The following is a 22,791-nucleotide window of genomic DNA, read 5'->3' as shown; positions in this document are numbered from 1 at the left end:
CGCAATTGCCGATACAAGGCCAGTCTTTCAGCTTCGGTTTGCATAACATCCTCCTTTTCTATGGGTTACACTACGGTGTCCTCCATATATTCTAACTCAGGATGCTATCTATTGTGCCATGCTGAAGCTAAATCAAGGCGCAACCATTATATAACGTAAGTAAATGAGGTAAACAGGAATAGGGGGCGCAGTTCAATAGCGTAGAAGATTGTATTTTGCAGTTCAGTGAGAAAACAAAAGATGTGTGCTGGCAGCGTTTGAAAAGAAAAAGACAAGAAAGCCAAATGCCACGAGGAGCGAGACTTGACACATCGGGAACGCTGCATCATGTAATGGTGCGGGGAATCGAACAGGGACATATCGTTCGGGACGATAGCGACAGTGTGGAATTTCTTTGCCGTTACCTTCCGGTCCATGGCCTTGAAGTCGCACACGTGGGGAGACCACTGGGACGAAAACAACTGCCGGCCGGCACAGGAACAACCGGGGAGCGGATTCGGTCGCCCCTGTGTACGCCTATCCCGAAGGTGTCTCCGGCTACGGTACCTGGAACCAGAGCGGCAACGTCATGGAGTGGTGCAGCGTCCGGCACGACGAAACCGATTCCGCAAGCGCTTCATCCGGTGAAGAGTCACTCCGCCAGGAACGGGGCGGCTGCTGGCGTTACCCCGACAAGTTCGCCTTCCGCTGTTCGCAGCGCTCGTTCGTGGTTTCCAAAGCGGTCAACGATTTCCGGGGATTCCGGCTGGTGTTGCCGGTACAGGCGGGGGAGTGTGAATGCCGAGGGGACGCTCACAACTACGTAAACTAAATGCAACTTCAGAACGTTTTGAAACTGCCGAGGGGACGTTCACAACTAATTAAACTAAATGCAACTTCAGAACGTTTTTGTGTATATCGAAATAACTCTATAAAGTATTTTTTTATAATATTATAGCCTGAAACCTGTATTCGGTATTCAGGAGACCGTTTTGCCGGTAACGTAGCGGTGAATGAGACTCGATACGAGAGTCTGGTAAGGAATGCCTTCTTCCAGGGACTTTGCCTTAAGCCGGTTCAGGTCGCTTTCGGATATTCGGATGTTGATCCGCTTGTTTTTATTCGAGGTATTGCGAGCGTAGGCCTCATACTCCTCCTTGAGCTTTTTGAACTCTTCGACCGATCGCCATTCATCCTGTTCATAGGAACGAAGGATATCTTCTTCGCTGTCATCGTTCTTCTGCGTCATCATTTTTTTCTTTCAGATAGTGTTTCGTGCCTTTCATGCCCGGAATGCGGGGATGAGGCCGATTATGCGTTCGCTTTTCGTGAGGATCGCGGCTTGTTAGCGTTTCGGCTCGTATTCCCGGTCGATTCGTTCCTTGAGGAATATTTTCAAAAGCGAATGATAGTGACGCTGGTATTCGAGATGGGTTTATCCTATGCCCTGATGGCTCCGCTTCTTGGGGTATCGGCATCGGCGGTATGCCGGATTATCAAAACAGCTGCCGCTGCCGACGGAAAAAGCTGAAAAAGAAAAACCAGATAGAAGTTTCCGGACGGTAAGTTTTTTCTGAGCAGGCTCGCTTAACGTAAATCGCTGATTTCGACTACCTTTTCTCCGGAATGCAACAGTTCGGCAGCTTTATCAAGGGTTTTTTCCAGCACTTCCCGCATTCTTGCATTCGATGTGTTTCCGCAAGTCACCCAGAGGATCTGAGGTGGGATGCCATGCTGTTCGACAAGTTTGAGGAAATCCGAATCTTTGCTCATGATGACTGCGTCGGCTTTTCGTGCCTCGTAAAATACTGTTTGGTCATCTGATTGCTGCAAATTCAGACTGCTCAATGATTGTGCCTGAATCGTTCTGTAATTGCGGTTGATCCAGGCCGCCAGAGAAGGAGACTGGTGCGCATCAATCCAGATGATCATGCCGCAATCACCGGATGGTCGAGTTTTTTGCTGGCATATTTCAATGCCGCCAGAATATCCTCTTTTTCAAGATCGGGTAATTCCTCAAGTATTTCATCCTGATTCAGGCCTGCGGCAAGGAGGTCAAGGATGTCGATTACCCTGATTCGCAGTCCACGTATGCATGGACGCCCGCCGCACTGATCAGGGTTGATGGTAATCCGCTTTTGCCACTCGTTCATATCAGTCAAGCCGATTTGTTTTTTCTTTTCCGGGGTAACTATGACAAAATAACGAAATGGTTTGTAAATCGTTCAAATCAGAAGGGCGGCTTAGGGACGTCATTATGCAACACAAATAACTATACCGGGTGATGGCTGCAGCCGTAAGCCTGTATTCGGTATTCAGGGGGCCGTTTTGCAGGAAACGCAGCGGTGGATGAGGCCGATTATGCGTTCGCTTTTCGTGAGGATCGCGGCCTGTTGCGTTTTGGCTCGTATTCCCGGTCGATTCGTTCCTTGAGGAACATTTTCAAAAGCGACTGATAGGGCACATCCCTTTCGTTGGCAAGCACCTTGATGCGGTTGAGCATCTGCTCGGGAAGCCGGAGCGAAATGGTTTTCATGGTCGGCTTCAGGTCGGGGAAGATTGCGGTTCCCGCTTTTTCCCAGTCGATGTATTCCGACGAGTCATGCGTGGCCCAGAATTCCCGTTCATCCTGTTCACTCCTGAATTCAGGAACTGTTTTTTTCTGCTTTTTCATAGCTGGGTAGCTCCTTCCTGTTCATAATTCCCGCGATGAAATGATTCTGATCTTGTCTTTTCTGAGCGTGAAGACGACAAAGAGTCTTCTTCCTGCATTTGTTTTGCCAAGGGCAAACCATCTTCTCTCCACTCCGGAGTGCTTCATATCATCGGCGACGATCAATGGCTCGTTGAAGAAGATATCTTCCGACTCGGAGTTTGCTACTCCATGTTTTCCGGGATTTTTTGAAAGATTGCCTTCATCCCATTGGAACCCGGTGATGCCTGTAAAACGATCCATGACGCTGTGTATATTGCTGAAATATACAAAGTGGTGGGGAAAAGGGCAAGTGATGCTCTTGAAGAAGCGGTTCGCAGGCTGTCGCAGCCGGAAGCATGTCTTCGGTATTCAGGAGGTCGAAGTGCAATCGGATCAAAGAGTTTATTTTCAGTTGAAAAAAGTCAGGGGGAGCGGTACAAACTCCTGAAAACCTGAAAGAGCATCTCATGCCATGGACCGGAAGAGGTGAGACTCGACGTGCCGGAACCGCTGCATCATCCGATAATCCGTGGGATCGGGCAGGGTTTCGAAGACCTCTGCCGAATGCCGCCCGTGCGGGTCGCCGCCAAATCCATCTCTGGTTCAGGATCAAGGAATTTTATCCTGAACGTTTGTCGAACTTCTTCTTTTTCTTATACTTCAACCGTACAAGTGGTGTTCGTCATTGAGAGATGACGGGCTTAAAAGGGAATCCGGTGCAAGTCCGGAACAGTACCCGCTGCTGTAATCCCGCTTTGGCCGCAAGGCCCATGAAGTGGTTTGCCGATAATGTCACTGTCCCGCTTATATCGGGATGGGAAGGCCGGCAAAACCCAGGGAAAGTCAGAAGACCTGCCGCATTTTTTTTTAACGCTTCGGGAATAAAGCAACATAATACCATGAATCACACCTCCGTTCCGCCCTCGGGAACAGGCTGGTTTCGTGCATTGCGACGGGCGATGCGCAACTGGCTGTTCGAACCGCTTCTGAGACACTTCACCATTTTCGTGCAAAACCATTCATTCGGGCCGCCGTTCGGTTTGCCGGTGCATTTTCTGACGATCGGCGCCGGTACCGGATGCTCTTCCCTCCGGAATTATCCGCCGTTACTGTTTCAGGCCGCATGGATTGATCTTTCCTGCTTTGATGTCTGTCCGGATATGGGCAACTGCCGATGGTTTGCCTGTGAAACATTTGCCTGTGAATCGTTTGCCCTTGAAGGTAATACACTGACCAGTTTTCCTCTCTGGAGAAACAGTTGAGTGGCAGGAAGGCCGGGGCGGGAAACTATCTGCCGGGCATGACGCGCGGTCCGCTTAAATCGCTCGACGGTATGGCCTCGATGTTAAAAAATTCATGGGCCGGATTGTTTATCCCGCTGCTCATGGCGGTGATCCTGTTGCTGCCCGGCGGAGCCGAAACGATTGTGGAAATAGTGAACCCGCATCAACATGACCAGGAATGAGAGCATCTGAAGTGAACATGATCCGGATCGACGACATTCGCAAACGTTATGGAAGCGTTCAGGCTCTTGACGGTGTGTCGTTTACGATTGGAAAAGGCGAAATTTTCGGGCTTTTAGGGCCGAACGGCGCAGGAAAAAGCACCCTGATACGCATCATGACCGGTCTTACGCGCGCCGACAGCGGCAGTGCGGCCATCGGCGGAGATGATGTCGGCGGCAAGTCGTTTCAGATCAAATCGCTGATCGGCATCGTTCCGCAGGAAAACAATCTCGACCGTGAACTGACGGTCGAAGAGAACATGCGGATTTATGGGAAACTGTACCGGATTGACAATCTCCGGCAGCGAATCGGTGAGGCTCTCCGTGATGTGGAGCTGCTTGACCGGCGTGATGCTCTTGTCAGCGGATTGTCCGGAGGCATGAAACGCCGTCTGATGGTTGCCCGTGCGCTCCTGAACGATCCGGCAGTCCTGTTTCTCGACGAACCATCCATCGGTCTCGATCCGCAGATCAGACGCCAGCTATGGCAGATTGTCCGAAAAATCGGAAAATCGGGCCGAACCGTCTTTCTGACTACCCATTACATCGAAGAGGCGGAAATGCTCTGTGACCGCATCGGGATTCTGCGCAAGGGCCAATTGATGGTCCTTGACACGCCATCGGCATTGATGAACATGGTCGGAGCCTATGCCGTGGACCAGATCGACGATGCCGGCAACCTGATTCAGCATTCCGCCAACAGCCGGGAGGAGGCGCATGAAATCGTCTGCGGTCTGGAAAATGGCGGAACGGTAAGAAAAACCAATCTTGAAGATGTTTTCATAAAATTGACCGGAGAACGAATCGAATGAACCTGACCGGCTGGTATCCCGTGTTTCTGAGGGAAATGCTGCTTTTTAAGAGAAAGCTGCTGAAGGTGAGTTATCTGGTGTCGGCCATGATGGTGCCGCTGATCTACCTGATCGTTTTCGGTTTCGGTCTTGGCCGCAACGTGCATCTTTCCAGCGGGGACTATCTTGCTTTTCTGATTCCCGGACTGGTCGCCATGAGCTCCATGACCAATTCATACAGCTGGATCGCCGGAGCCCTTAATCTGAACCGGGTCTATTTCAAGACCTTTCAGGTGCTCGTTCAGGCCCCGATTACAGCAGGCGGCATCATGCTTGGCGAGGTTCTTGCCGGCATGGTCAAAGGGCTTTTCGCCGCCTCGCTCCTGATCGGCATGGGCCTGTTTCTGCACGGTTCGTTCACCCTGACCCCGTTTCTGCTTCTGGCTACCCTGCTGAACTGTTTCATGTTTGCCTGTCTTGGCGTGATTATCGGCATGGTGGCCAAAAGTCATGAAGAAACCTCGACGTACAACAATTTCCTGATTCTTCCCATGTCGTTCTTCAGCGGCACCTTTTTCCCGCTGGACCGAGTTCCTGTGGTATTGAAGTGGTTCATTTACCTGTTTCCGCTGAGCCATACGAATATCCTGATACGCAAGACCTCGTTCGATACCCCGGCACTCGTCTCCTTGCTGGCGATGGGCGTCTACACGCTTGTTTTTCTTGTGGTCGGGACGCGATTGATCAGTAACTACGGCGAATGAATCTGCGGACGGGTTTTGCTGAACAGGCTGATGGGTGAAGATCGTGAGCAGTGAGTGGTGGGCGGTGAGCAGGAGCCGGAAGCGTGGCGGTGGTGGATGCGGTCAATCCTGCACGGCGTTAAAATCGTTGACGGTTATTGAATTATTTTTTTACATTCGTTTGAACTGTTCTTTTTTTACTGATGAAGCTGGATACCCCATAAAAAGGGTTTAATAGGGAATCACGTGAAAATCGTGAGCTGACGCGCAACTGTAAAGCCGACCGAGTGTTGTGCAGCGTTATACCACTGTTCCGAACGATGCGGAATGGGAAGGTGCTGCAGAACCGGCAAGCCAGGAGACCTGTCCCGCTTCTTTTCTTGTAACATGCTTTCGCGGAACAAAGCATTTATGAGCGATTACGGCTTCAGGTGCTTCTTCCTGCAGGCTTCTATCCCTCCTACGATTCTTTTCCCGCGTAAGCGTACAAAACGGTTGGTCAACACACCACAGACGTATGCTTACACACGCACTTGGCTATCCTCGTATCGGCGCCTCCAGAGGCATGAAAAAAGCCTGCGAACGCTATTGGTCGGGCGCTCTCGACGAAACGGCCCTGCTTGCAGCTTCGCTTGACGAAAAACAGTATCGCTGGAAGGTTCAGCAGGATGCCGGAATGGACCTGATACCGAGCAACGACTTCTCCCTCTATGATCAGGTTCAGGACATGAGCTTCATGCTCGGCGCGGTTCCTGAACGCTACGCGCCACTCCGGCAGCATCTCTCCGATCTCGATCTCTACTTCGCCATGTGCCGGGGCTACCAGCAGTCCGGTTTCGACGTGAAGGCGATGGAGATGACCAAATGGTTCGATACCAATTACCACTACCTTGTTCCGGAATTCACCGCAACGCAGCACTTCTGCTACTCTTCGCGGAAAGCCGTCGAAGAGTTTCTCGAAGCCAAAGCATTCGGGGTGGCTGCGCCGAAGACGGTCCTGATCGGGCCGATGAGCTATCTCCTGCTCGGACGGGAGAAAGGGGAGGGCTTTCACCGTCTCGATCTCATCGAGCGCCTGCTTCCGGTTTATGTGGCTATTCTCGAGGATTTGCGCCATGCCGGCTGTTTCTGGCTGCAGTTCGACGAACCTTTTCTGGTAACCGATCTCGACGGGAAAACGCGCGAGGCTTACCGTGAGGTCTACCGGTATCTGAAGCAGCATTTTCCGGATATGCATTTTCTGCTCGCCACCTATTTCGAAGGTCTCGGCGACAATCTCCGGACGGCGCTCTCACTGCCGGTCGATACCCTGCATGTCGATACCCTGCGCGGCTTTCCTGATCTTCCGCTTCTCTTCGATCTTCTTCCCGCAGCCATGAACCTTTCGCTCGGGCTCATCGACGGAAGGAACATCTGGAAAGGCAGGCTCGAAGAGTCTCTCGGCCTGCTCGGTCTGGCCGTAAAGTCGCTTGGCGGAGAGCGCGTCATGGTTTCCTCGTCGTGCTCGCTGTTGCATGTTCCATACGATCTCGAGCTCGAGCCCGAAAACGGTCCGCTGCCGGGTTTTCTCAGGCCATGGCTTTCCTTTGCGCGCCAGAAGCTCGATGAAATCCGGCTGCTTGCCGATCTTATGGGCGAAGAGGTTTCGGACGGGGCTTTCCATGCGCTTTCCGACCATCTGAAGGCGTCGGACGAGCGGGCGCATTCACCGTTTCTTTCCAACGAGGAGGTATGCAGACGGGTCGAGGCATTTGCCGGTCGGAAGGTCGGCAGGCCTGAACCCTTTCATGAGCGGGCGGTCATTCAGGAGGAGCTGCTGCATCTGCCGCTCCTTCCTGTCACGATGATCGGCTCGCTGCCGCAGACGCCCCGGCTTCGTTCGCTGCGCAGGCGGTACCGGGAGGGTGCTCTTTCCCTGGAGGAGTACGAGTCGGCAGTAAGGGAGCTTATCGCCGATGCGATTGCGTGGCAGGAGTCGGCGGGCCTCGATGTTCTGGTTCACGGAGAGTTCGAGCGCACCGATATGGTGGAATATTTCGCCGGGTACCTCAACGGGGTGGCCTTTACGGCAAACGGATGGGTGCAGAGTTACGGGACCAGAGCCGTGAAGCCTCCGGTCATTTACGGCGACGTCAGCAGGAAAGGGCCAATGACCGTCGAGTGGACGGTGTATGCACAGAGCCTGACGACGAAGCCGGTCAAGGGGATGCTGACCGGTCCTGCGACGATCCTGAAATGGTCGTTCGTCAGGGATGACCAGCCGCTGCATGAGACCGCCATGCAGGTGGCTCTTGCCCTGCGCGATGAGGTTCTCGATCTCGAGATGGCCGGGATAGGCATCATTCAGATCGACGAGCCGGGAGTCCGGGAGGGGTTGCCGCTCCGGAACTCCTTGCGCCAGGAGTATCTGGAATGGGTTGTCAGGGCCTTTGCCCTTGCCTCAGGCGGCGTCGCTCCCGCAACCCAGATACATACGCACATGTGCTACGCCGATTACGCCTCCATTCTCGACGCCCTCGTCCGGATGGATGCCGACGTGCTGACCATAGAGACGGCCCGTTCCGATATGGGGGTACTGGCCGCTTTCGCGGCCTCCGGCTATCAGAACCAGCTCGGCCCCGGTATTTACGATATTCACTCCCCCCGGATTCCGTCGACGCAGGAGATGCAGCAGCTGCTGGTCAGGGTGCTGCAGTTTTTCGGGCCGGAGCAGATATGGGTCAATCCCGATTGCGGTCTGAAGACACGGAGCTGGGATGAGGTTCGTCCCGCGATCAGGCGGATGGTTCAGGCCGCCAGAAAGCTTCGGCGGCATCTGCCATTGCGCGATCGAATGGAGGTCGGCCGCTGAGAGGAGAAAGGATTTTATTAATCGCAACAGGATATTTGCCATGGATGCCACTGTTTTCAGGGAGATGATCAAGCGTGACGGACGAAAGGAGCCGTTCGACGCCGAAAAGATCGTATACGCTGTTTTTCGCGCCTTGCGGGCCATCGGAAAGGCAGACCGTACGAAAGCGGCGGGGATTGCCGGAGATGCCATCAGGCAGCTCGAGAGCGAGATGGGCGACAGGATTCCCTCGGTCGAGGAGATGCAGGATACGGTGGAAAAAACGCTTTTTCTGCACCGGGAGTTCGATGCGGCCAAAGCCTATATCATCTACCGGCACCAGCACCAGTACATGCGGGACGCCAGGGAGATTTTCACCAACATCGACCTGGTCGACAGCTATCTCGACCTCGAAGACTGGCGGGTCAGGGAGAGCGCGAACTCCTCCTGGTCGCTGCAGGGGCTCAACCAGCACATCTCGACCATTGTCAGTGCCCAGTACTGGCTGAACCGCATTTACCCTCCGGAAATCAGCGAGGCGCATACTTCGGGCGTCATGCACATCCACGATCTGGGTTTTCTGAGCGTGTACTGTGTCGGCTGGGATCTCGAGGATCTGCTGCTCAGCGGATTCACGGGAGTCAACGGGCATGCGGCCAGCAGACCGGCCCGTCATCTGCGTTCGGCGCTCGGCCAGATCGTGAACTTTTTCTACACCATGCAGGGCGAAGCTGCCGGAGCGCAGGCCTTTTCGAATTTCGATACCCTGCTGGCTCCCTTCATCAGATTTGACCGGCTCGATTACGACGGGGTCAGGCAGTGCCTTCAGGAGTTCTTTTTCAACATGAACGTACCGACCAGGGTCGGTTTTCAGACGCCCTTCACCAATGTGACCCTCGATCTTACGGTGCCGGCGGCGCTCAAAGACCGGCCGGTCATCATCGGCGGTGAGCTGAAGGATGACTGCTATGGCGATTTTCAGCTGGAGATGGATCTTTTCAACCGCGCATACGCCGACGTCATGCTCGAGGGTGATGCCAACGGCGCCGTTTTTTCGTTTCCCATACCGACCTACAACATCACGAAGGGTTTCGACTGGGACAACCCGGTCTACGACGGGATATGGAAGATGACGGCCCGGTACGGGATCCCCTATTTCTCGAATTTCGTGAACTCGTCGATGAGCCCCGACGATGTGCGCAGCATGTGCTGCCGTCTCAGGCTCGACAAGCGGCAACTGCAGAAAAAGGGAGGGGGGCTGTTCGGATCGAACCCCCTGACCGGTTCTGTCGGCGTCGTGACCATGAACCTGCCGAGAATCGGCTACGAGTCGAAAGGGGAGTCCGAATTGTTCGAACGGCTTTCGCATGCGATGGAACTTGCCAAAAGCAGCCTTGAAATAAAACGGAAAGTTGTCGAACGCCTTACCGGGGAGGGGTTGTACCCCTACTCCCGTTTTTATCTGCGCAATCTCCACGAGAAAAACGGACGGTACTGGGACAATCACTTTTCGACCATCGGTATCACCGGCATGAACGAGTGCTGCCTGAACTTTCTCGGCTGTACGATCGCAGAGCCCGAAGGGCAGGAGTTCGCCCTGCGGGTCATGGATTTCATGCGCGAGCGCCTGGAAGCGTTCCAGGAAGAGACCGGCAACATCTACAATCTCGAAGCCACCCCGGCGGAAAGTACGGCGTACCGTCTTGCCCGTATCGACAAGAAGCGGTATCCGGATATCGTTACCGCAAACGAAGCGGCCGTCAGGGGGGGAGCCGAGCCCTACTACACCAATTCGACGCAACTGCCGGTCGGATACACCGACGATCTGTTCGAGGCCCTCAGGCTGCAGGACGAGTTGCAGTCGCGATATACCGGCGGTACGGTTTTCCATGCGTTCGTCGGAGAGCGAGAGATTCCCCACGAAGGGGTCAAGCGGTTCGTGAAAACCGTAACCGACAATTTCACGCTGCCCTACGTGACGCTTTCGCCGACCTTCAGTATCTGCCCGACGCACGGCTACCGTTTCGGCGAGCATGAGTATTGCCCGCAATGCGCCGCCGAAGGGATCGAGCAGTCCTGTACGGTCTATACGCGTATTGTGGGTTACCTCAGGCCGGTCGAACAGTGGAATGCCGGCAAACAGAGCGAGTTTCTTGACCGGAAACTCTTTGCCGAGCGGAAGATGGATGCGGGGGTCGTTCATGTTTCGGAGCCGGAGATATGCTGAAGCCTGCGTCCCCCGGCAGCGACGCGGGCCGGAGCCTTCCGGTCGGCGGTTATCTGTCGCAGAGTTTTATCGATTATCCGGGCTGCATTGCGGCGGTGGTTTTTACGGCCGGCTGCAATTTCCGCTGTTCCTACTGCCACAATCCCGAACTGGTGGAGCCGGAGAGAACCGGCGTGAACCGTCGGATTCCGTTTCATGAAGTGGTGCGGCTTGTCGGGCGTAACCGTTCCTGCCTCGACGGTGTTGTCGTTACCGGAGGCGAGCCGACCATGCATGCATCCCTTCCGGAATCGCTCCGCACGTTCAGGAAGCTCGGCCTGCTCGTCAAGCTCGATACCAACGGATCCTATCCGGATATGCTCGATCTGCTCCTGCAGGAGCGGCTCGTTGACTGCGTCGCTCTCGACATCAAGGCGCCGTTGCGGCCCCGCCGCTATGAGGAAGTTGCCGGGATTCCCTGTTCCGAGGCGATGATGGAGCGTATCGGGCGCTCCTGCTCGCTGCTCCTGAATTCCGGCATCGACGTGGTTTTCCGGAGTACTCTCCTGAAAGGGATTCATGCTTCGGAAGATGTGGAGGAGATGGCGGCCCTGGCGGCTGACCGCCTCGTCCTGCAGCGGTTCCGGCCGGAGAGAACGCTCAGGCCGCTTGCGGCGGGAGCGTTCAGCGACAGGGAGCTTCACGCTCTGGCTTCCCGCTACAGCTGCGTGGTCTGCAGCTCCGGCTGAGCGCCTGTTCTTTTTGTGTTTTGATTTCGTAAACCTGAAAACGTATCACGTATGCTAAAAAAAATTATTCCGGCACTGTCGCTGCTTTTATGCGCAAGCCCGCTGTATGCTGCCCATCCACTCGTTTCCGACGATACCGGGACGCAGGGTCAGGGCAACTGGCAGCTGGAACTGAACAGCGAGTTTTTTTCCGACAGGGAGCGTGAGGGGGGCATTACACAGAAAGAGAGCGGGGGCGAGGTATCGGCTGCGCTTTCCTTCGGGTTGTCCGACCGTATCGATCTTGTCGTCGGCTGTCCGCTCGCATGGTACGAGGTGAAGGAGGACGGCGTTGTCGCTGCCGATGAGAGCGGGATCGGCGATCTGTCGGTTGAACTGAAATGGCGCTTTTTCGACGACGACCGGAGCGGATTCAGTCTCGCGCTGAAGCCGGGTCTCTCTCTGCCCACCGGGGATGAGCACAAAGGGCTCGGCAGCGGCGAGATCTCCGGGGGAGTTTTGCTGATAGCGACCAAAGAGTCGGGCCCGCTGACGCTGCATGCCAATGTCGGCTACACCCGTAACGGTTACGCGCTGCAGGAAGACGAGGAGGGATTGCGCAGGGATATCTGGAGCGCATCATTTGCCGGAGAGTACGAGCTGAGCGAAAAACTGCGCGCTGTGGCCGATATCGGCATGGCGACCAACGAGGAGAAGGGAAGCGCCGAGCATCCGGCTTTTCTGCTCGGCGGCCTGATCTACAGCGCTTCCGAAAATCTCGATCTCGATTGCGGCTTCAAAGCCGGCCTGAACGACGCGGAAACCGACAGCACGTTTCTGGTTGGTATGGCAACCCGTTTTTAAACAAGGAGAAACAACATGAAAACAATCCTTCGGCCTTTCGCGCTCTTGTCGCGTTCCATTTTTCTGGCTCTTTTCGCCCTTTTTCTCTGGAGTCCTGATGCCCATGCCATGCATATCATGGAAGGGTTTCTTCCTCCTTCCTGGAGCCTTTTCTGGTGGGTGCTGACCCTGCCGTTTCTTGTGCTGGGATTCCGCTCGCTCCGGAAAATCGTCGATGCCAATCCCCGCATGAAGCTGCTGCTCGCCATGGCGGGGGCCTTCGCGTTTGTACTCTCATCCCTGAAGATTCCCTCGGTAACCGGAAGCTGTTCCCACCCGACCGGCGTGGGGCTGGGCGCGGTATTGTTCGGGCCTTCGGTCATGAGCGTACTCGGCGTTATCGTGCTGCTCTTCCAGGCATTGCTGCTGGCGCATGGAGGTCTTACCACGCTCGGGGCCAACGCCTTTTCCATGGCTATAGCCGGCCCCTTTGTCTCTTACGGGATTTACCGGCTCATGCTAATATCGAAGGCGCCGGCGTGGCTTGCGGTATTTCTTGCCGCGGCTATCGGGGATCTGATGACCTATGTGGTCACCTCGCTGCAGCTCGCCCTTGCCTTTCCCTCCGTTACCGGCGGTATCGCGGCATCGCTGGGAAAGTTCATGACCATTTTCGCACTGACCCAGGTGCCGCTGGCCATCAGCGAGGGAATCCTGACGGTCATGGTGTTCAGCGCGATCAGGGAGTACGCCTCGGAGCTGTTTCCGACTTCGGGAACGCTTGCAAAGGAGGGTGTGTGATGAGTGAATCCAAAACAAAACAGAACGGTCCGATGAAACATATCGTATTGATCGCCATTGTCGTTGCGCTTGCCGCAGCGCCGCTGATGAGCCTGAAGCATGCCGAGTTCGGCGGGGCCGACGGTCAGGCCGAAGAGGCCATAACGGAGCTGCATCCGGAGTACAAGCCCTGGTTCGCGCCCTTCTGGGAGCCCCCGGGCGGGGAGGTCGAAAGTCTGCTTTTTGCACTTCAGGCCGCTCTCGGCGCGGGGGTGCTGGGTTATGGTCTGGGCTTCCTTCGCGGCAGACACGACGGCAGCGAACCGGCATGATCACGCTTGACCGCTATACGGCGGCCTCACCGCTCAGCAGGGTTGACCCGCTCGTGAAGCTCTCTTTCGCGCTCCCGCCGCTGCTGCTCTGCCTCTGGGCCGACCGCATTGCGCTATCGCTGCTCGTGCTGCTTTCGATGGGGGCGGCGACGGTTTTCGCAGGAAGGGTCTCCGCGCGTATCTTCATCGGTCTGCTTGCGCTTCCCCTGGCGTTTCTTGTTGCGGGAGCGGCAGGGGTGGCTGTCGATTTCAGTCCCGATCCGGACCGGTTTGCCGTCGCCATGCCGGTTGGCGGCGTTTACGCCGGTCTGACGGCGTCGGGACTCGACAGGGCCCTTCGGCTGTTTTTCCGGGCCATGGGGTCGGTTTCCTGCATGTATTTCATCGCGCTTACCACCCCTCCCGAAACCCTTTTTCATGCGGCGCGGCGGCTGCGCGTTCCGGAGCTCCTTATCGAGATGGCAGGCCTCGTCTACCGGTTTCTCTTCATTCTGCTCGACAGCGCCGGACGGATCCGTCTGGCGCAGGAGTCCCGTCTGGGCTATGTCGATCTGCGGGCATCGTTCCGTTCGCTTGCGGCGCTTTCCTCGGCGCTTTTTCTCATGGCCGCAAGGCGCGCCGACGAGTGCTATACGGCGCTTGAATGCCGGGGTTATGCGGGGACGCTCAGGGTGCTTCACGAGCCTTGTGAACGGCCCCGTTCCTTTATGCTGCTGCTTGCCGGAGTTCACGGCCTGCTTGCCGCCGCCCTTTTGCTCATCTGGCGGTATCCGGAGATGTTTCCATGGTGACGGCTCAGACAATTCTTGAAGCCCGGGAGCTGCACTACACCTATCCGGACGGTTCGCAGGCATTGAACGGCGTCGATTTCAGGGCGGAACGGGGGAAGCTCACCGCGCTGCTCGGCAGCAACGGCGCGGGCAAATCCTCGCTGCTCCTTGCCTGCAACGGGATCGTCCGGCCGCAATCCGGAACGGTGCTTTTCAGGGGGGTTCCTGTGTCCTACAGCCGGAAAGGACTTGCCATGCTGCGCCGTCAGGTGGGAATGGTGTTCCAGAATCCCGATGTCCAGCTTTTTTCGAGCAGCGTTTTTCAGGACATCTCCTTCGGACTCTGTAACGAGGGGCTGCCGGAAGATGAAATCCGGAAGCGCGTTGCCGTGGCCATGCGGAATACCGGGATCGAGGCCCTCGAGGGCAAGCCGGTGCACCGGCTGAGCTTCGGTCAGAAAAAAAGGGTCGCCATGGCAGGGGTGCTCGCCATGGAACCCTCTCTCCTGCTTCTTGACGAGCCGACCGCGGGTCTCGATCCGAAAGGCGCGGCGGAAATCATGCAGCTCGTCAAAGCCATGCAGCGGCAATCGGGCATGTCGGTGATTATCGCCACGCACGACATCGAAATGGTGCCGCTTTTCTGTGATCACGTCTGTGTCATGGAAGCCGGCAGGGTTCTTTTCGAAGGCTCGCCGGAGGAGGTGTTCACCCGGAGGGATAAGGTGCGTCAGGCCGGACTTCGTCTGCCGAGGATCGGTCATCTGATGGAAATCCTGAAGGAAAAGGACGGTTTCCGGTTCAGCGAGGAGGCATTTTCCATTGGATCGGCAAGGAGGGCGATCAAAGAGTGGGGCAGGGAGCGATGACTCTTGCCGCTGTTTTTTTTATCCGGTATTTTTCTTATGTTCAGAACTGTTCTTTCGTCGTAGCTGGTGCCGGTTTAAAAGCCGGAGAATAGGGAAGTACGTGAAAGTCGTACACTGTACCCGCAACTGTACAACGGTATACTGCTGAAGTCGTTCATGGCCACATGCATGAGGGCAGCAGTCGTTTCAGGTCACTGCATCGTTTTCCGCCCAGGAAAACTGCGGGAAGGCCGGAACGGAGACAAGCCGTGATAGTCAGGAGACCTGCCAGTTATTTTTGCATTACAAGATCGGACTACGGGTTATAGTCGGGGCAAAGCTGTACTTCTTTTGCATTGCTTACCGTTTTGATCTTTTTGCAGGATACGATTCATGGGTTTGCCAGAACCGGCGCAGGACGTTTTCGTTCCCGGCGCGGTGTTCGTGGTTCCGGAAACGACTCCTGGAAAAACAGGTCGGCACTGCTCGAACCGTTATGCGCTGCCTTTTTAACCCCTGTCAGTTTATGTTTTTTTCAAACTGAAAACAGGACCAACATCGATGAACAAAAAAGTATGCCTGCTTGTGCTGGCCGGGCTGCTCTGCAGCAGGGGGCTTCTTGCCGAAGAGACGACGAAAAGCTTTACCGGCAGTGAACTGGTCGTTACCTCGAGCCGCGTCGAGGAAGAAAAGAAAAATGTAACAACGAACATTACCGTCATCAGCAAAGAGGAGATCAAACAGTCATCGGCAAAGGATCTCGGAGACCTGCTCGCGGAAAAAAACATCGGCGCCGTCGTAAAATACACGGGAACGCTGACTGGTATCGGAATCAGGGGTTTCAGGACGGAATCGCACGGCAACGATCTTATGGGTAAGGTACTCGTGCTGCTCAACGGTCGCAGGGCGGGCACGGGAAACCTCGCCAAGATTGCGGTCGGCGAGATCGAACGTGTCGAAATCATTCGTGGCCCGGCAGCCGTCCAGTACGGTTCCGCAGCCATCGGCGGCGTTGTGAACGTGATTACGGCGAAAGGGTCGGGCGTTCCGACGCTCTCGTTTGCCCAGGAGATCGGGAGCAGCGATTATACCCGGACAACGCTCGGAACCTCGGGGAAAGTCGGGAACCTGGACTTTTCGGGAAGTGTTTCACTTGCCGAAATGGGGGATTATAAAACCGGATCGGGAAAAACGTACTACAATACGGCATATGACGACCAGACCTCCGGCAGCCTGAACATCGGTTACGAGTTCACTCCCGGGCATAGAATCGGAGTGAACTACACCTATTTCAAGGTTGGCGATGGCGGTTCTTCAAGCTATCTGAGCCAGAACGATCTTGACGACTCGTTCGAAAAGGAGAATTATTCGACGGATATCGTGTACGAGGGACGGACTGCCGACAGCAGCCTCTCCTGGATGGCCAGATATTTTACCGGACGCGACTCCGATGTCTGGTACGACCCGACCGGAAGCAATCCCGATTACTGGGATGACGATACTCCGTACACGTCGGAAGTCGATCACAAGGGAGCCCAGGCGCAGCTGACGTACAATCACGACTTTTTCCGCGCCACGGCAGGCCTGGACTGGGTCAATTACGAAGAGGTCTCGACTCCTTATGCTCCGTACAAGTCTGAATACGATAACATGGCGGAGTTTCTGCTGCTCAACGGCTTTCTTTTCGACAAGCATCTGGTGCTTTCCGCCGGATTTCGTTACGATACGTATGACTTGACCTCCCAGGGCTATGAGGATTCGTCGGAATCGAGCCGTGATGCCGATAACTTCGTTATGAATTACGGTATTGCCTGGCATGTCGCTGACGGCATCAAGCTGCGGGCATCCTATGCCGAAGGGTTCAAGATGCCCGCATCGAGGGAACTGGCCGCCGATTACGTTTCTTATGGCATCAACTATGTCGGCAACGCCGATCTCGAGCCTGAAGAGAGCACAACCTGCGAAGTCGGCGTTGATGTTGCCGATGGCCGGTTCGCCTCCTCGTTAACCTGGTTCACCACGGATTTTAAAAACAAGATTCAGTCGGTCAGTCTCGGGAGCGGCGTTTCGTCCTGGGAAAATCTTGACGGAGCGAAGATTTCAGGATTCGAAGGCGACGTGTCGTATGCCTTTGAGCCGTTCGGCAGCAACTGGCAGTTCAGCCCCTATGCCAGCTTTGTTTATCTGACGGAATTCGAGGACGATTCGACGGGAGATCGCCTGCTCTATACCCCGGAATGGAACGCTACCGTCGGCTTGAGGATCAGCGACCGGAGAGGATTCAGCGGCGTGTTCAATCTTGCCTATACGGGAGAGTCGGATATAGAGGACTATGAAACGTCGTGGGCCGGAACGGTGATTACAAAGGGAGGGTTTGCGGTCGCGAACCTGGCAGCTTCAAAAAAATTCCAGCTTGACGAAAAGAAAGGCGGACGGGCTCTGACAATCAAGGGCGAGGTCAACAATCTCTTCGACCGCGATTACCAGTTCGTAAAGGGTTATCCGATGCAGGGCCGTTCGTTTACGCTTGGGTTGAGGGTTGATATTTAACAGATGAAGGATAAGGCTGGGGCCATAGCGGTGTTCGGCACGGCTTCGGACGTGGGCAAGAGCGTGGTGGCAACCGCGCTCTGCCGTATTTTTCGCAATGCAGGTGTCGATGTCGCCCCTTACAAGGCGCAGAACATGTCGAACAACTCCGGCGTCACGCCCGACGGTTTCGAGATAGGCCGGGCGCAGATCGCACAGGCAGAAGCGGCGCGAGTCGTGCCGACGGCCGACATGAATCCCGTGCTCCTGAAACCGAACTCCGATACCGGTGCGCAGGTGGTGCTGCAGGGGAAGGTGTGCAGCACCGAGAGCGCGAAAGGGTATTTCAGGGATACCTCGCTCTGGGCCGCCACGGCGCGTGAAAGTCTTGTGCGCCTCATGCATCGCCATGAGCTTGTGGTTATCGAGGGCGCCGGTTCATGCGCGGAAATGAATCTGTACCAGCGGGATTTCGTGAATTTCAGAACCGCGAGGGAGTCCGGCGCATCGGTGCTGCTTGTGGCCGATATCGACCGGGGTGGCGTGTTTGCCCAGGTTGTCGGGACGCTGGCGGTGATTCCTCCGGAAGACCGGGCACTGGTGAAGGGTGTTATCGTAAACCGGTTCCGGGGCGACATCGACCTGTTCCGCGACGGGGTGAGCTTGCTCGAGGAGATGGCCGGCGTGCCCGTGCTCGGGGTCATTCCCTATTTCAGGGGATTTTCCATCGACGCCGAAGATGCCGTGCCGCTCGCCTCAATGGTCGATCCCCAGGCCGAGCCGGAAACGGGCAAAACCGGCGTGGCTGCAGTGTATTTTCCCCATATTTCGAATTTTACCGACCTTTCGCCGCTTGAGCAGGATCCGGGTGTCGCCGTGCACTATCTGCACTATCCGCGTTCGCTCGATAACTACCGTATGCTGGTTCTGCCGGGTTCGAAGAACGTTCGGGGCGATCTGGCCTGGCTCCGCTCTCTCGGCTGGGAGGAGCGCATCAGGGAGTTCAGGGAGCGGGGAGGCGTCGTCGTGGGCGTGTGCGGCGGCTACCAGATGCTCGGCCGATCCATTGCCGACCCGTTCGGAATGGAGGGGGAGCCGGGCGCAAGCCCCGGTCTCGGCCTGCTCGACGTCGATACGGTGCTCGAACAGGAGAAGTGTCTCTGCAACGCTACAGGCGTACTTGAGGATGCGGGTGTGACGGGCCACGGTTACGAAATCCATATGGGCCGCACATCGCTTTCCGGCGCGTGCCGGCCATTCATACGGGTGCTCATGCGCAACGGCGAGACGACCTGTGACGGGGACGGGGCGCGGAGCGGGGACGGAAAGGTTATCGGCACCTATTTCCACGGCATTTTCGATGAGCCTCGGGTCAGAGAGTGGTTTCTCTCGCTTGCCGATCCAGGCTACCGTCCGGCGAGGCATGCCTGCAGCATGGAGGAGAGCTACGATCGGCTGGCCGAGCATTTTACCCGCCATCTCGATCTTGAAAAACTTTTCGCCATGATCGGCAGAGTGCAGGCCTGAACGATGAACAGTCTTTATTATCATGAACACGGCGGCCAATCCGAACGCCTTTCCGGAAGGATTCCTGCCGGGGAGCTGATCGATTTCAGCGTCAGCATCAGTCCGTTTTTTCCGCTTCGGGACCCGTTGCAGGTTGCCAGGGCCGATCTGCAGGCTTATCCCTCGATCGAGGGAAAAGGGGTGCAAGGGTTCTACGCCCGCAGGTTCGGGCTCGATGAGTCGTCGGTGATCGCCCTGAACGGCGCCATAGAGGGGATCTATCTGCTTCCGAGGGCGCTCGGCGTGCGGCGGATGCTGCTGCTCGAACCTTCGTTTTACGAGTACGGACGGGCAGCCCGAATTGCCGGCGCCGAAACCGGATTCGTCGGTCTTTCGGCCGTGAACGGGTTTTCCCTTCCCCCTGTCGGCGAACTTGCCGCCAGGCTGGAGCACTGCGATGCTTTTTTTGCCGCCAATCCCAACAATCCTACCGGTACGCTGTTTCCTCCTGAAGTGACCATGGCGCTTGCAAGCCGGTTTCCGGACAAGTGGTTTTTCGTTGACGAAGCTTTTATTCAGTTTCTGCCGGATTTTCCGGCGGTTTCACTGATGCAGCATACCCGGGCTTTCCGCAATATCGTCGTCGTGCATTCGCTGACGAAATTCTATGCGCTGCCGGGCCTGCGACTCGGCGCTATCATTGCCCATCCGGACACCATAGGCCGACTCTACGATTTCAAGGAACCCTGGACGCTCAATGCCGTCGCCGAAAGGGTTGCCGGCGAACTGGCAGACTGCCTGGTTTACGAAGCTGCCCTCCGCTCGATGATTGCCGGCGAAAGAGAGCGCCTTGCCGCCGCCCTGCCGGAAATCGATGGGGTGCGCGTTGCCGGGGGAGCGGCGAACTTCCTGCTCGCCCAGTGGCGCCGCTCGAGCCCGCTCGACGAACTGCTCTCGCATTTTCTGTCGCGGGGCATACTGGTGAGGGACTGCAGGAATTTCCATGGTCTCGAGGCCGGCTATTTCCGTTTTGCCGTCCGCACGCCGCAGGAGAACGACCGTTTTCTCGAAGCGCTTCGCGCCGTTCCGGCGCCGGAGCGGGTTTCCTGAAGGGCATGGTGAGCCTTGAATACCTGCTTCCGGCAGCGTTCCTTTGCGACCTGCTTTTCGGGGATCCCCGATGGATGCCGCATCCCGTCAAGGGTATCGGCCGGCTGGCGCTCGCCGCAGAGAAGGCGCTCAGGGCTTCGGGACTTCCGCTGAGGATTGCCGGCGTTCTCTGCGTGCTGGTCGTTGTGGGTGGCTCGGCAGGTTCCGCATGGCTTGTCGTTGCCGCCGCAAACCTGCTCCACCCCCTCTGCGGGGCCGCCGCAGCCATTTTTCTGCTGTACACCTCCATTGCCGTAAAAGATCTCGGCGATCATGCCGGTGCGGTGCGTGACGCTCTCGAGTCGGGGGATACCGGGCTTGCCCGTCTGAAGGTATCCTGGATGGTCGGACGGGATACGGCCGGGCTTTCGGAGGAGGGCATTGCGCTTGCCGCCACGGAGAGCGTTGCGGAAAATACCGTTGACGGGGTAACGGCTCCGCTTTTTTATGCGCTGCTTTTCGGGCCGGTCGGAGCAGTCGCCTACAAGGCCGTCAATACGCTCGATTCCTCGTTCGGATATCTGAACGAGCGCTACCGTGAATTCGGCTGGGCTTCGGCCAGACTCGACGATCTGGCCAACTGGCTCCCGTCGAGAATCACCGTGCTTGCGATAGCATTCGCGTCCGCAGTGAAGAGATTCGGGTTTTTTGATATCTTTAAGGCCGTCAGGCGCGGAGCCCGGCTGCACGCGAGCCCGAATGCCGGTTATCCTGAAGCGGCGTTTGCCGGTGCTCTTGGCGTGACTTTCGGAGGTCCCAGAAGCTATGGCGGAGTTGTCCACGAGGCGCCGCTGCTTGGCGTCGCCCGTAATACCTGCTCGGCGGATTCGGTGCGCAGGAGTATCGGGCTGATGCGGTTGACGGCAGTTGTTTTTCTTGCGGCAGGCCTCATGTCGAGGGTGCTCGCAGAGCGATTAAGGTAACCGGAAGGAACCGGGGAGTTCCTTGACGGGGGTTCATTAACGTCTAAAGAATCACAGATATGCAACAGCGCAGAATTCTTCTTTTCACCGGCAATGGCAAGGGTAAAAGCACGGCGGCTTTCGGCATGCTGGCCAGAGCGTTGGGCCACGGCATGCGCGCCGCGGTGATCCAGTTCGTCAAATCGGACGATGCGGTAGGGGAACAGCGGTTTTTCGGCGCTCTTGCGACAGTGAACTGGATGCAGTTCGGAAAGGGGTTTCTTCCGAGAGATCGAAACAGTCCGGCGATGGATGCGCACCGAGAGGCTGCGAGCAGAGGGCTTGAGGCGGCTCTGGGGGCGCTTGCCTCTCCGGAGTACGACGTCGTGCTTCTCGACGAGATATGCTTCGCACTCGGTAACGGGCTGATTCCCGTCGAGTCCATTCTGGCCGCACTCGGGAGCGCACAGGACGGAAAAATCGTGGTGATGACCGGCAGAAACGCTCCGCCGGCGCTCATCGCCGCCGCCGATACGGTCACGGAAATGACTCTGGTCAAACATGGCTACGAGCAGGGTATTGCGGCACAGAAAGGCGTGGAGAACTGAACGGCTCATGGAATCTTCTCATAGCTGCGCCGATAACCGCTTTACCCGGAGAGCCGCCGGCGGAGAGCGCCTGAAGATACTGCTGTTTCTGCTCGCGGTTCCGCTGCTCTGTGCGTTCTCCCTGCTTCTCGGACCTTCAGGCATAGGCATTCCGGACCTGTCGCAGCCGGCCGGCTCTTCCATCATGGCATTGCGGTTCGGCAGAATGCTGATGGGGCTGGTCGTCGGGGCTGCGCTCTCGGCATCGGGTATGGTGTTTCAGGCGCTGCTGCGCAATCCTCTTGCCGAACCCTATGTCCTCGGTGTAAGCGGAGGCGCCGGACTTGGTGCTACGATGAGCATTCTGGCCGGTTCTTCGCTCGCTCTGCCTCTGAACCTTCCCGTTACGGCATTCGTTTCGGCTGTGATCACCCTGATGGTGGTGTACGGCATCGCCAGCCGCGGGGCGGGAGGATCCCCTTCGGTATACAGCCTTATTCTCAGCGGCGTGATCGTCAGCTCGATATGTTCCAGCCTCATCATGTTCCTCGTGTCCACGGCGAGCGTCGAAGGGCTGCACAACGTGATCTGGTGGATGCTCGGCAATCTGCAGCCGGTTTCCCTGCAGCAGCAGGTGTTCTCTTCGGCCCTCGTGCTTCTGGGCATTGCCGGCATCTGGGTGCTCTCGACCCGCCTCAATGCGCTTACCCTTGGCCGCGAGATGGCCCATTTTCAGGGGATCAATGCGGGAGCGGTTATTGTAGCCGGTCTTCTGTGGGCAACGCTTCTTGCCGCGACGGCGGTTTCCATGGCCGGCATGATCGGCTTTGTGGGGCTTATCGTACCGCACGTCATGAGGGCGATGTTCGGACCGGACCATCGCCGCCTCGTGCCGCTTGCCTCGATCGGAGGCGGAACCTTTCTCGTGCTTTGCGATGCCCTGGCGCGCACGGTACTCGCTCCGCTCGAAATTCCGGTCGGTGTGGTCACGGCGATTGTAGGCGGTCCTTTTTTTCTGGTCATTCTGCAGCACAGGATGAAACAGGCGTGGAATTAGTCAGTGGGCAGT

At 56.6% G+C, this 22,791-nt stretch carries 24 protein-coding genes and 3 riboswitches; of the genes, 19 read left to right on the top strand and 5 right to left on the bottom strand.

Annotation, left to right across the window (positions count from 1 at the left end; genetic code table 11):
- Positions 1 to 508: 508 nt before the first annotated feature.
- Positions 509 to 811: an SUMF1/EgtB/PvdO family nonheme iron enzyme gene (locus WBP50_RS01105; protein WP_423931217.1), complete on the top strand. Its 303-nt coding sequence runs from the start codon at positions 509 to 511 to the stop codon at positions 809 to 811.
- 147 nt (positions 812 to 958) lie between these two features.
- Here the strand turns inward: WBP50_RS01105 and WBP50_RS01100 are convergent, their stop codons facing one another.
- Positions 959 to 1,231: an antitoxin gene (locus tag WBP50_RS01100; RefSeq protein ID WP_423931216.1), complete on the bottom strand. Its 273-nt coding sequence runs from the start codon at positions 1,229 to 1,231 to the stop codon at positions 959 to 961.
- A gap of 153 nt (positions 1,232 to 1,384) precedes the next feature.
- Between WBP50_RS01100 and WBP50_RS01095 the strand changes: the two genes are divergently transcribed.
- Positions 1,385 to 1,510, top strand: coding sequence for a hypothetical protein (locus WBP50_RS01095; RefSeq protein ID WP_423931215.1), 126 nt, complete (start codon positions 1,385 to 1,387; stop codon positions 1,508 to 1,510).
- Between the two features lie 56 nt (positions 1,511 to 1,566).
- Here the strand turns inward: WBP50_RS01095 and WBP50_RS01090 are convergent, their stop codons facing one another.
- The 4 genes from WBP50_RS01090 to WBP50_RS01075 all read right to left on the bottom strand — a co-directional run bounded on the left by WBP50_RS01090 (position 1,567) and on the right by WBP50_RS01075 (position 2,935).
- On the bottom strand, positions 1,567 to 1,911 hold the full coding sequence (locus tag WBP50_RS01090) for a DUF5615 family PIN-like protein (protein WP_423931214.1): 345 nt from the start codon (positions 1,909 to 1,911) through the stop codon (positions 1,567 to 1,569).
- Entirely contained in the window at positions 1,908 to 2,132 is a 225-nt protein-coding gene (locus WBP50_RS01085; RefSeq protein ID WP_011745986.1) for a DUF433 domain-containing protein, read from the bottom strand. Before WBP50_RS01085 ends, WBP50_RS01090 begins: the two co-directional genes overlap by 4 nt.
- A 206-nt stretch (positions 2,133 to 2,338) precedes the next feature.
- The gene (locus WBP50_RS01080) at positions 2,339 to 2,653 is read right to left on the bottom strand and encodes a BrnA antitoxin family protein (RefSeq protein WP_423931213.1); all 315 of its coding nucleotides are present in this window, start codon (positions 2,651 to 2,653) and stop codon (positions 2,339 to 2,341) included.
- 21 nt (positions 2,654 to 2,674) lie between these two features.
- Positions 2,675 to 2,935, bottom strand: a complete 261-nt coding sequence (locus tag WBP50_RS01075) for a BrnT family toxin (protein WP_423931212.1) — start codon at positions 2,933 to 2,935, stop codon at positions 2,675 to 2,677.
- 395 nt (positions 2,936 to 3,330) lie between these two features.
- Positions 3,331 to 3,548, top strand: a riboswitch (cobalamin riboswitch).
- A gap of 384 nt (positions 3,549 to 3,932) precedes the next feature.
- Here WBP50_RS01075 and WBP50_RS01070 point away from each other — a divergent pair.
- The 17 genes from WBP50_RS01070 (at position 3,933) to WBP50_RS00990 (ending at position 22,779) form a co-directional block, all read left to right on the top strand.
- Positions 3,933 to 4,139 (top strand): hypothetical protein, encoded by a 207-nt coding sequence (locus WBP50_RS01070; protein ID WP_423931211.1) that lies wholly within the window; start codon positions 3,933 to 3,935, stop codon positions 4,137 to 4,139.
- Positions 4,136 to 4,990 (top strand): ABC transporter ATP-binding protein, encoded by an 855-nt coding sequence (locus WBP50_RS01065; protein WP_423931210.1) that lies wholly within the window; start codon positions 4,136 to 4,138, stop codon positions 4,988 to 4,990. Before WBP50_RS01070 ends, WBP50_RS01065 begins: the two co-directional genes overlap by 4 nt.
- Positions 4,987 to 5,733 carry an ABC transporter permease gene (locus WBP50_RS01060; RefSeq protein ID WP_423931209.1) on the top strand — a complete coding sequence of 249 codons (747 nt, stop codon included), beginning with the start codon at positions 4,987 to 4,989 and terminating at the stop codon, positions 5,731 to 5,733. Before WBP50_RS01065 ends, WBP50_RS01060 begins: the two co-directional genes overlap by 4 nt.
- Before the next feature lie 173 nt (positions 5,734 to 5,906).
- Positions 5,907 to 6,097: riboswitch (cobalamin riboswitch) on the top strand.
- A 132-nt stretch (positions 6,098 to 6,229) separates the two neighbouring features.
- On the top strand, positions 6,230 to 8,563 hold the full coding sequence (metE, locus tag WBP50_RS01055; RefSeq protein ID WP_423931208.1) for a 5-methyltetrahydropteroyltriglutamate--homocysteine S-methyltransferase: 2,334 nt from the start codon (positions 6,230 to 6,232) through the stop codon (positions 8,561 to 8,563).
- Positions 8,564 to 8,603: 40 nt separating this feature from the next.
- Positions 8,604 to 10,769, top strand: coding sequence for a ribonucleoside triphosphate reductase (locus tag WBP50_RS01050; RefSeq protein ID WP_423931207.1), 2,166 nt, complete (start codon positions 8,604 to 8,606; stop codon positions 10,767 to 10,769).
- Positions 10,763 to 11,497, top strand: a complete 735-nt coding sequence (locus tag WBP50_RS01045; protein ID WP_423931206.1) for an anaerobic ribonucleoside-triphosphate reductase activating protein — start codon at positions 10,763 to 10,765, stop codon at positions 11,495 to 11,497. The genes WBP50_RS01050 and WBP50_RS01045 overlap by 7 nt, the downstream gene beginning before the upstream one ends.
- A 51-nt stretch (positions 11,498 to 11,548) precedes the next feature.
- Positions 11,549 to 12,340 carry a transporter gene (locus tag WBP50_RS01040; RefSeq protein WP_423931205.1) on the top strand — a complete coding sequence of 264 codons (792 nt, stop codon included), beginning with the start codon at positions 11,549 to 11,551 and terminating at the stop codon, positions 12,338 to 12,340.
- A 15-nt stretch (positions 12,341 to 12,355) separates the two neighbouring features.
- Entirely contained in the window at positions 12,356 to 13,120 is a 765-nt protein-coding gene (locus WBP50_RS01035) for an energy-coupling factor ABC transporter permease (protein WP_423931204.1), read from the top strand.
- Between the two features lie 32 nt (positions 13,121 to 13,152).
- Positions 13,153 to 13,431, top strand: a complete 279-nt coding sequence (locus WBP50_RS01030) for an energy-coupling factor ABC transporter substrate-binding protein (RefSeq protein ID WP_423931203.1) — start codon at positions 13,153 to 13,155, stop codon at positions 13,429 to 13,431.
- Positions 13,428 to 14,222 (top strand): cobalt ECF transporter T component CbiQ, encoded by a 795-nt coding sequence (gene cbiQ, locus WBP50_RS01025; protein WP_423931202.1) that lies wholly within the window; start codon positions 13,428 to 13,430, stop codon positions 14,220 to 14,222. The genes WBP50_RS01030 and cbiQ overlap by 4 nt, the downstream gene beginning before the upstream one ends.
- The gene (locus WBP50_RS01020) at positions 14,216 to 15,070 is read left to right on the top strand and encodes an ATP-binding cassette domain-containing protein (protein ID WP_423931201.1); all 855 of its coding nucleotides are present in this window, start codon (positions 14,216 to 14,218) and stop codon (positions 15,068 to 15,070) included. The genes cbiQ and WBP50_RS01020 overlap by 7 nt, the downstream gene beginning before the upstream one ends.
- A 47-nt stretch (positions 15,071 to 15,117) precedes the next feature.
- Positions 15,118 to 15,356, top strand: a riboswitch (cobalamin riboswitch).
- Positions 15,357 to 15,610: 254 nt separating this feature from the next.
- Positions 15,611 to 17,599: a TonB-dependent receptor gene (locus WBP50_RS01015; RefSeq protein WP_423931200.1), complete on the top strand. Its 1,989-nt coding sequence runs from the start codon at positions 15,611 to 15,613 to the stop codon at positions 17,597 to 17,599.
- Between the two features lie 3 nt (positions 17,600 to 17,602).
- Positions 17,603 to 19,105 (top strand): cobyric acid synthase, encoded by a 1,503-nt coding sequence (locus WBP50_RS01010; RefSeq protein ID WP_423931199.1) that lies wholly within the window; start codon positions 17,603 to 17,605, stop codon positions 19,103 to 19,105.
- Between the two features lie 3 nt (positions 19,106 to 19,108).
- Complete coding sequence (gene cobD / locus WBP50_RS01005) at positions 19,109 to 20,194, top strand: threonine-phosphate decarboxylase CobD (protein WP_423931198.1); 1,086 nt, start codon at positions 19,109 to 19,111, stop codon at positions 20,192 to 20,194.
- A gap of 5 nt (positions 20,195 to 20,199) precedes the next feature.
- Complete coding sequence (gene cbiB, locus WBP50_RS01000; RefSeq protein WP_423931197.1) at positions 20,200 to 21,156, top strand: adenosylcobinamide-phosphate synthase CbiB; 957 nt, start codon at positions 20,200 to 20,202, stop codon at positions 21,154 to 21,156.
- A gap of 59 nt (positions 21,157 to 21,215) precedes the next feature.
- Positions 21,216 to 21,743, top strand: a complete 528-nt coding sequence (cobO, locus tag WBP50_RS00995; protein WP_423931196.1) for a cob(I)yrinic acid a,c-diamide adenosyltransferase — start codon at positions 21,216 to 21,218, stop codon at positions 21,741 to 21,743.
- A 7-nt stretch (positions 21,744 to 21,750) separates the two neighbouring features.
- The gene (locus WBP50_RS00990; RefSeq protein WP_423931195.1) at positions 21,751 to 22,779 is read left to right on the top strand and encodes a FecCD family ABC transporter permease; all 1,029 of its coding nucleotides are present in this window, start codon (positions 21,751 to 21,753) and stop codon (positions 22,777 to 22,779) included.
- Positions 22,780 to 22,791: the final 12 nt, after the last annotated feature.

Origin of the sequence: Chlorobium sp., assembly GCF_049593655.1 — a bacterium.
Lineage (GTDB): Bacteria > Bacteroidota > Chlorobiia > Chlorobiales > Chlorobiaceae > Chlorobium.
Note: the sequence above shows the minus strand (reverse complement) of the source record. Positions and strands in the feature narration are given on the sequence as shown.